The 5,809-nt window shown below is 70.6% G+C and carries 6 protein-coding genes; 4 read left to right on the top strand and 2 right to left on the bottom strand.

The window, feature by feature from the left end; translation table 11 throughout:
* Positions 1-387, bottom strand: a 387-nt coding sequence (locus AC1D15_RS15555) for an ArsR/SmtB family transcription factor (protein WP_477826677.1), incomplete at its 3' end; no start/stop codon positions are given.
* 20 nt (positions 388-407) lie between these two features.
* A complete protein-coding gene (locus AC1D15_RS15560) occupies positions 408-1,163 on the bottom strand; it encodes a sulfite exporter TauE/SafE family protein (RefSeq protein WP_477826678.1) in 756 nt (251 codons plus the stop codon).
* 168 nt (positions 1,164-1,331) lie between these two features.
* Between AC1D15_RS15560 and AC1D15_RS15565 the strand changes: the two genes are divergently transcribed.
* From AC1D15_RS15565 to AC1D15_RS15580, 4 genes are all read left to right on the top strand, one after another.
* Positions 1,332-3,368, top strand: a complete 2,037-nt coding sequence (locus AC1D15_RS15565) for a bifunctional 2',3'-cyclic-nucleotide 2'-phosphodiesterase/3'-nucleotidase (protein WP_477826681.1) — start codon at positions 1,332-1,334, stop codon at positions 3,366-3,368.
* Positions 3,369-3,379: 11 nt separating this feature from the next.
* The gene (locus tag AC1D15_RS15570) at positions 3,380-4,132 is read left to right on the top strand and encodes an SEL1-like repeat protein (RefSeq protein WP_477826679.1); all 753 of its coding nucleotides are present in this window, start codon (positions 3,380-3,382) and stop codon (positions 4,130-4,132) included.
* 113 nt (positions 4,133-4,245) lie between these two features.
* Complete coding sequence (locus tag AC1D15_RS15575; protein ID WP_465111435.1) at positions 4,246-4,839, top strand: LemA family protein; 594 nt, start codon at positions 4,246-4,248, stop codon at positions 4,837-4,839.
* A 13-nt stretch (positions 4,840-4,852) separates the two neighbouring features.
* A partial coding sequence (locus AC1D15_RS15580; protein WP_477826680.1) for a M48 family metalloprotease occupies positions 4,853-5,809 on the top strand: 957 nt, incomplete at its 3' end.

A 5,809-nucleotide genomic window follows, 5' to 3' on the forward strand; every position in this document is an offset into this window, starting at 1 on the left:
CCCGTCGAACAGCGCGACGCCCAGTTCGCCGGCCAGGTGGCTGTAGCAGGTGCGCGCGGCCTTCAGCGGCTTGTAGGCGCCGTGGTTCCACTTGTCGGCGCTGCCGGCGCGCTCGGCCACCAGCGACAAGGCCTCCAGCGCGTGGCCGATGTCGGCATCGGCGAGCCGGAAGTAGCGGTGCCGGCCCTGCGTGCGCACGACGACCAGCTCGTTGTCGACCAGCTGCGTCAGGTGCGTGCTCGCGGTCTGCGCGGTGACGCCCGCCACCTCGGCCAGCTCGCCGGCCGCGAGGTACTGGCCACCCATCAGCGCGGCCAGCATGCGGGCGCGGGTCGGGTCGCCGATCATCGCGGCGATGCGGGCGAAGCGCGGTTCAGGACTGCTCATGGCCGGATCCTCGCACGTGCTCAGCGCAGCACCGAGCGCAACGCCAGGTAGGCACCGAGCAGCCAGAGTCCGGTGAAGAACACACGCTTGAAGGTCTCCGGCTGTACCGCGCGTCGCAGCCGCTGGCCGAGGCCCATGCCGAGCAGGGCCGGCAACAGCGCCAGCAGCGAGCTGCCGGCGGCCTGTGCATCGAGCGCACCGCCATGGCGCAGGCTGACGGCCAGCGCGACAGTCGACACCAGGAACGAGATGCCGAGCGCGCGCACCAGATCGTCCTTCGCCAGGCCGAGCGCCTGCAGCCAGGGCACGGCCGGGATCACGAACACGCCGGTCGCGGCGGTGACGAGGCCGGTGGCCATGCCGATCCACGGCGCCAGCCACGGCTCGAGCCGCGCCGGCACCTGCAGCCGCACCGACAGCAGCCCCAGGCTGGCATAGGCGAGCAGCGACAGCCCGAGCGCGAGCCCGGCCCAGCCCGGCGCATGGCCGGCGCTCAGCCAGCCGGCGCCGAGCGCGACACCGGCGCACACGCCGATCAGCAGCGTCGCCAGCCGGCGCAGCAGCGCGCCGAAGCCCGGCCCGGCGATCTGCCAGAGGTTGGTGACGAACGACGGCACGACCAGCAGCGCGGCCGCCTGCGCCGGCGGCATCACGACGCTCAGCAGGCCCATCGAGATGGTCGGCAGCCCGAGGCCGATCACGCCCTTCACGAAACCGGCGAGGGCGAAGACGAAACCGGCGAAGGCCAGCAGCAGCATCAGGTCGAGGGAGGTCATGGGGATTCCTGGGAGCGATGCCGGATCGTCGCGCCGGTGGCCCATTGATTGCTTCGGGCTGGATCGAAGTATCGGATTTCACAGACCTGCCACATGCCGTCGCGACACTCCACGCTTCGCCCGACGGCGACCACACAACGAGGAGCGAGGATGATGTTCGATCGACGCATGGGTTGGAAGCTGGGTGCAGGGCTCGGCGCCATCGCCCTGGGGGCCGGCCTGCTGGCCTGCGGTGGCAGCGACGACGCCGCACCGGCGGCACCGGTGGTCGCAGCCGGCACGACCGCGCAGCTCGCGCTGCTGGAAACCACCGACCTGCACACCAACGTGCGCAGCTACGACTACTTCAAGCTGGCCGATGACACGACGCTCGGCTTCGAGCGCACCGCGACGCTGATCAAGACCGCGCGCGCCGAGTTCGCCAACTCGATGCTGGTCGACAACGGCGACACCATCCAGGGTACCGCGGTGTCCGACTACCAGGCGCTGGTCAAGCCGATCGCCTGCACCGACACGCTGGCGATCTACAAGGCGATGAACGCCGCCGGCTACGACGTGGGCGGCATCGGCAACCACGAGTTCAACTACGGCCTGCCCTACCTGGCGCAGGTCACCGGCAACAAGTTCGACGTCGACGGCATGCCGGCACTGAGCACGCAGCCGACCTGCGCCGGCCCGGCCTTCCCGCAGGTGCTGGCCAACGTCTACAGCGTCAAGAGCAAGCAGCCGCTGTTCACGCCGTACACCATCGTCACGAAGACGCTGAAGGCCAAGGACCCGGCCGGCAAGGACGTGAGCGTGCCGGTCAAGGTCGGCTTCATCGGCTTCGCGCCGCCCGCCATCCTGGCCTGGGACAAGCGCTGGCTGGACGGCAAGGTCTACACCGAAGGCGTGAAGGAAACCGCCGAGAAGTTCATCCCCGAGATGAAGGCCAAGGGCGCCGAGCTGATCGTCGTGATCTCGCACGGCGGGCTCGACGCCGGGGCCTACTCGCCGACGATGGAGAACGGCAGCTGGCACCTGTCGAAGGTGGCCGGCGTCGATGCGATGCTGATCGGCCACTCGCACCAGATCTTCCCGGACGCGAAGAGCACCGTCGGGCAGTTCAACCAGACCGGTGTCGACAAGGTCAAGGGCACGGTCAACGGCGTGCCGACCGTGATGGCCAACTTCTGGGGCAAGCACCTGGGGGTGATCGGCCTGAACCTGAAGCACGACGGCAGCAAGTGGACGGTCGACACGACGAAGACCACGGTCGAGGCACGTTCGACGCAGAACGCCGACAAGACCTATGTCGCGGTCGATGCGACGGTCGCCCCGCTGATCGAGGCCGAGCACCAGGCGACCATCGCGTACGTGAAGACGCCGGTCGGCACGACCGATTTCCGCATGACGACCTACTTCGCCGACGTGGGCGAGCCCGGCGCGATCGAGATCGTCAACCAGGCGCAGGCGGACTACGTCTCGGCCTACATCCAGGCCAACCTGCCGGAGTTCAAGACGCTGCCGGTGCTGTCGGTCAGCGCGCCGTTCAAGTCCGGCTTCGGCGGCGGCAACGACTTCACCGACGTGGCCGCCGGCCCGCTCGCGATCAACAACGCGGCCGACCTGTACCTGTACCCGAACACCATCTATGCAGTGAAGGTGACGGGTGCCGACATCAAGGCCTGGCTGGAGACCGCGGCCAAGCGCTTCAACACGATCAACCCGGCGTTGACCACGGCGCAGGAGCTGGTCAGCACCTACCCGGGCTACAACTTCGACATGTTCACGTCGGCCGACATGCAGTACGAGATCGACGTGACGCAAGCGGTCGGCAGCCGCATCAAGAACCTCATGTACAAGGGCGCGGCGATCGACGCGGCGGCGCAGTTCGTCGTCGCGACCAACAACTACCGCGCGAGCGGCGGCGGCAGCTTCCCCGGCCTGGACGGCAGCAAGACGATCTACGCGTCGCCCGACGCGAACCGCGATGCGCTGATCTCGTACATCAAGACCGCGAAGAACCTGACCCGTGTGGCCAACGGCTCGCACCGCAGCTGGCGCTTCACGAAGGTGACGACGGCCGGGGCGGTGACCTTCAAGTCGGCGGCCAACCAGCTCGCGCTGGCGCAGGCCGCGGGCCTCGCCGGCATCACGCTGCAGCAGGCGGACGACGGCAGCGGCAAGAGCCTGTCGGTGTACGCGATCGACCTGGCGCAGTAAGAGAGAGAGGCATGCCGATGGCGCGATTGTTCGAGCACACCGTGTGGGCGCTGGTCGCGCTCGCCGCCGCCAGTGCGGCGCTGGCGGTGGGCGTCAGCAMCCGTGGCGACCGCGGAGCGCTGGCGGCAGTGTCGACCGAACAGCTCGCGGTGCGCGCCGGTGCCGGCCGCGACGCGCAGGCGCTGCAGCAGCTGCGCTATCGCGCCGAGGGTGGCGCGGCGCAGGCGCAGCAGGCGCTCGGCAGCGTGCTGGCCGCGACGGCCGACGCTGCGGACCGGGCCGAGGCGCTGCGCTGGCTGCAGGCGGCGCAGCAGCAGGGCGATGCGCAGGCCTCGTACCAGCTGGGGAAGCTGCACCTGCAATCCGGGCCGCAGCACGACGAGGCGCAGGCGGCACGCGATTTCGAGCGCGCCGCCGTGGCAGGCCATGCGGGCGCGGCATTGCAGCGCGGCCTGCTGGCGCGCCGCGCGCGCGATCCGGCCGCTGCAGCGCGCTGGCTGGCGCAGGCCGCGCAGGCGCACGATCCGCAGGCGCTGTTCCTGCTGGCCAATGCCGCGCGCGAGGGCGATGGTGTGCCGCGCGACGAGGCGAGGGCGCTGGTGCTGTACCGTGAAGCGGCGGCCCTCGAATATCCGCCGGCCCACCAGGCGCTCGCGATGGCCTACGAACGCGGCGAGCTGGGCCTGGCGCGCGACAGCGAGCAGGCGCGCGAGGCGCTGGCCGAGGTGGCGCATTCGCTGAAGCATCCGCCGGTCGAGCGTTGAGCAGGCCACCGGCCGCGATCGATCAAGCAACGCCCGCGGAACCGGCTTTGCCGGGCCGCCGGGTGGCGCCCCTCGGGGGCAGGAGCGAAGCGACTGGGGGGCACAATACATCCATGAGCACCACCCAAATCGTCGCCTGGATCATCCTTGCCGTGCTGGTCTTCTGGGCCGTCGGTGCCTACAACCGCCTGGTGCGCCTGCGCAACGTGATCGGCAATGCGTTTGCGCAGATCGACGTGCAGCTCAAGCGCCGCTACGACCTGATCCCCAACCTGGTCGAGGTCGCGCGCAAGTACGTGACCCATGAGCGCGAGACGCTCGAAGCCGTGACCGCCGCCCGCAACCAGGCCAAGGCCGCTGCCGACCTGGCCCGTTCGCGCCCCGGTGCCGCCGGGCCGGTGACGAGTCTCTCGATGGCCGAGGGCGTGCTCGGCTCGGCCATGGGCCGGCTGATGGCACTGGTCGAGTCCTACCCGGAGCTGAAGGCCGACCAGAGCCTGCGCGAGCTGTCCGAGGAATTGACCAGCACCGAGAACAAGGTGGCGTTCTCGCGCCAGCTGTTCAACGACGCGGCCCTCGACTACAACGTCGCCGCGCAGCAGTTCCCGACCCGGCTGCTGGCCGCGCTGTTCGGCTTCCGCGAGGCCGCGATGCTGCAGTCCACCACGAGCGAGGCCGAGCGCGCCGCGGTGCGCGTGCAGCTGTAGTTCGCGCGCGGCCGTGCGCTTTCGCGACCAGCAGGACGAGACCCGCCAGGCCACGCAACGGCTGCTGGCGCTGTTCGCGCTGCTGCTGGTCGCGCTGGTGCTGGTGGTCAACGCGGCACTGCTCGGACTCTGGTGGGGCGCTGCCGCGCTGCTGCTGCGCGACGCCGATTTCCCCGGCCTGCCGCCGCTCTTCTTCGAGACCAACACCGCGATCGTGCTGCTGTTCGTGCTGGGCGGCTGCTGGGTCGAGACGGCGCGGCTGCGCAGCGGCGGCGGCGCCCACGTGGCGGAATGGGCCGGCGGGCGCGAGCTGCTCGACCCGCGCGACGTCACCGAGCGGCGGCTGCTGAACATCGTCGACGAGATGGCGCTCGCCAGCGGCCTGCCGCGCCCGCGCGTCTACCTGCTGGAGCGCGAGAGCGCCATCAATGCGTTCGCGGCCGGCTGGTCGCCCGAGGAATCGGTGGTCGCGGTGACGCGCGGCGCGCTGCAGCGCCTGACGCGCGACGAGCTGCAAGGCCTCGTCGCGCATGAGTTCGGGCACATCCACAACGGCGACCTGCGCCTGCACATGCTGCTGCTGGCGCTGGTGTGGGGCCTGTCGCTGGTGCACGGCTACGGCCACCGGCTGTTCGACGCCGACGAAGAGGGCAACCGGACCTTTCCCGGCGTGCTGATCGGCCCGGTCTTCATCGCGGCGGGCAGCCTGGGCTGGGTCGCCGGCCAGGTGCTGCAGGCCGCCGTGTCGCGGCAGCGCGAACTGCTGGCCGATGCGAGCGCGGTGCAGTTCACCCGCAGCCGCGACGGCCTGGGCGGCACGCTGCGCAAGATCTGGCACCAGGTCGACGGGCGCGAGGCCGCGCTGCTGCGCGTGCCGTCGCGCCTGCTGGCTGGCCAGCTGATGCAGGCGCCGGCGGGCTGGCTGTCCACGCACCCGCCGCTGCCCGAGCGCGTGCGCCGCGTCTACGGC

Source organism: Rhizobacter sp. P2_H2, assembly GCF_056403375.1.

What these genes read in the sequence shown, in the direction of transcription:
- AC1D15_RS15560 (WP_477826678.1), bottom strand. Translation starts at nt 1,163, where the DNA reads ATGACCTCCCTCGACCTGATGCTGCTGCTGGCCTTCGCCGGTTTCGTC.
- AC1D15_RS15565 (WP_477826681.1), top strand. Translation starts at nt 1,332, where the DNA reads ATGGGTTGGAAGCTGGGTGCAGGGCTCGGCGCCATCGCCCTGGGGGCC.
- AC1D15_RS15575 (WP_465111435.1), top strand. Translation starts at nt 4,246, where the DNA reads ATGAGCACCACCCAAATCGTCGCCTGGATCATCCTTGCCGTGCTGGTC.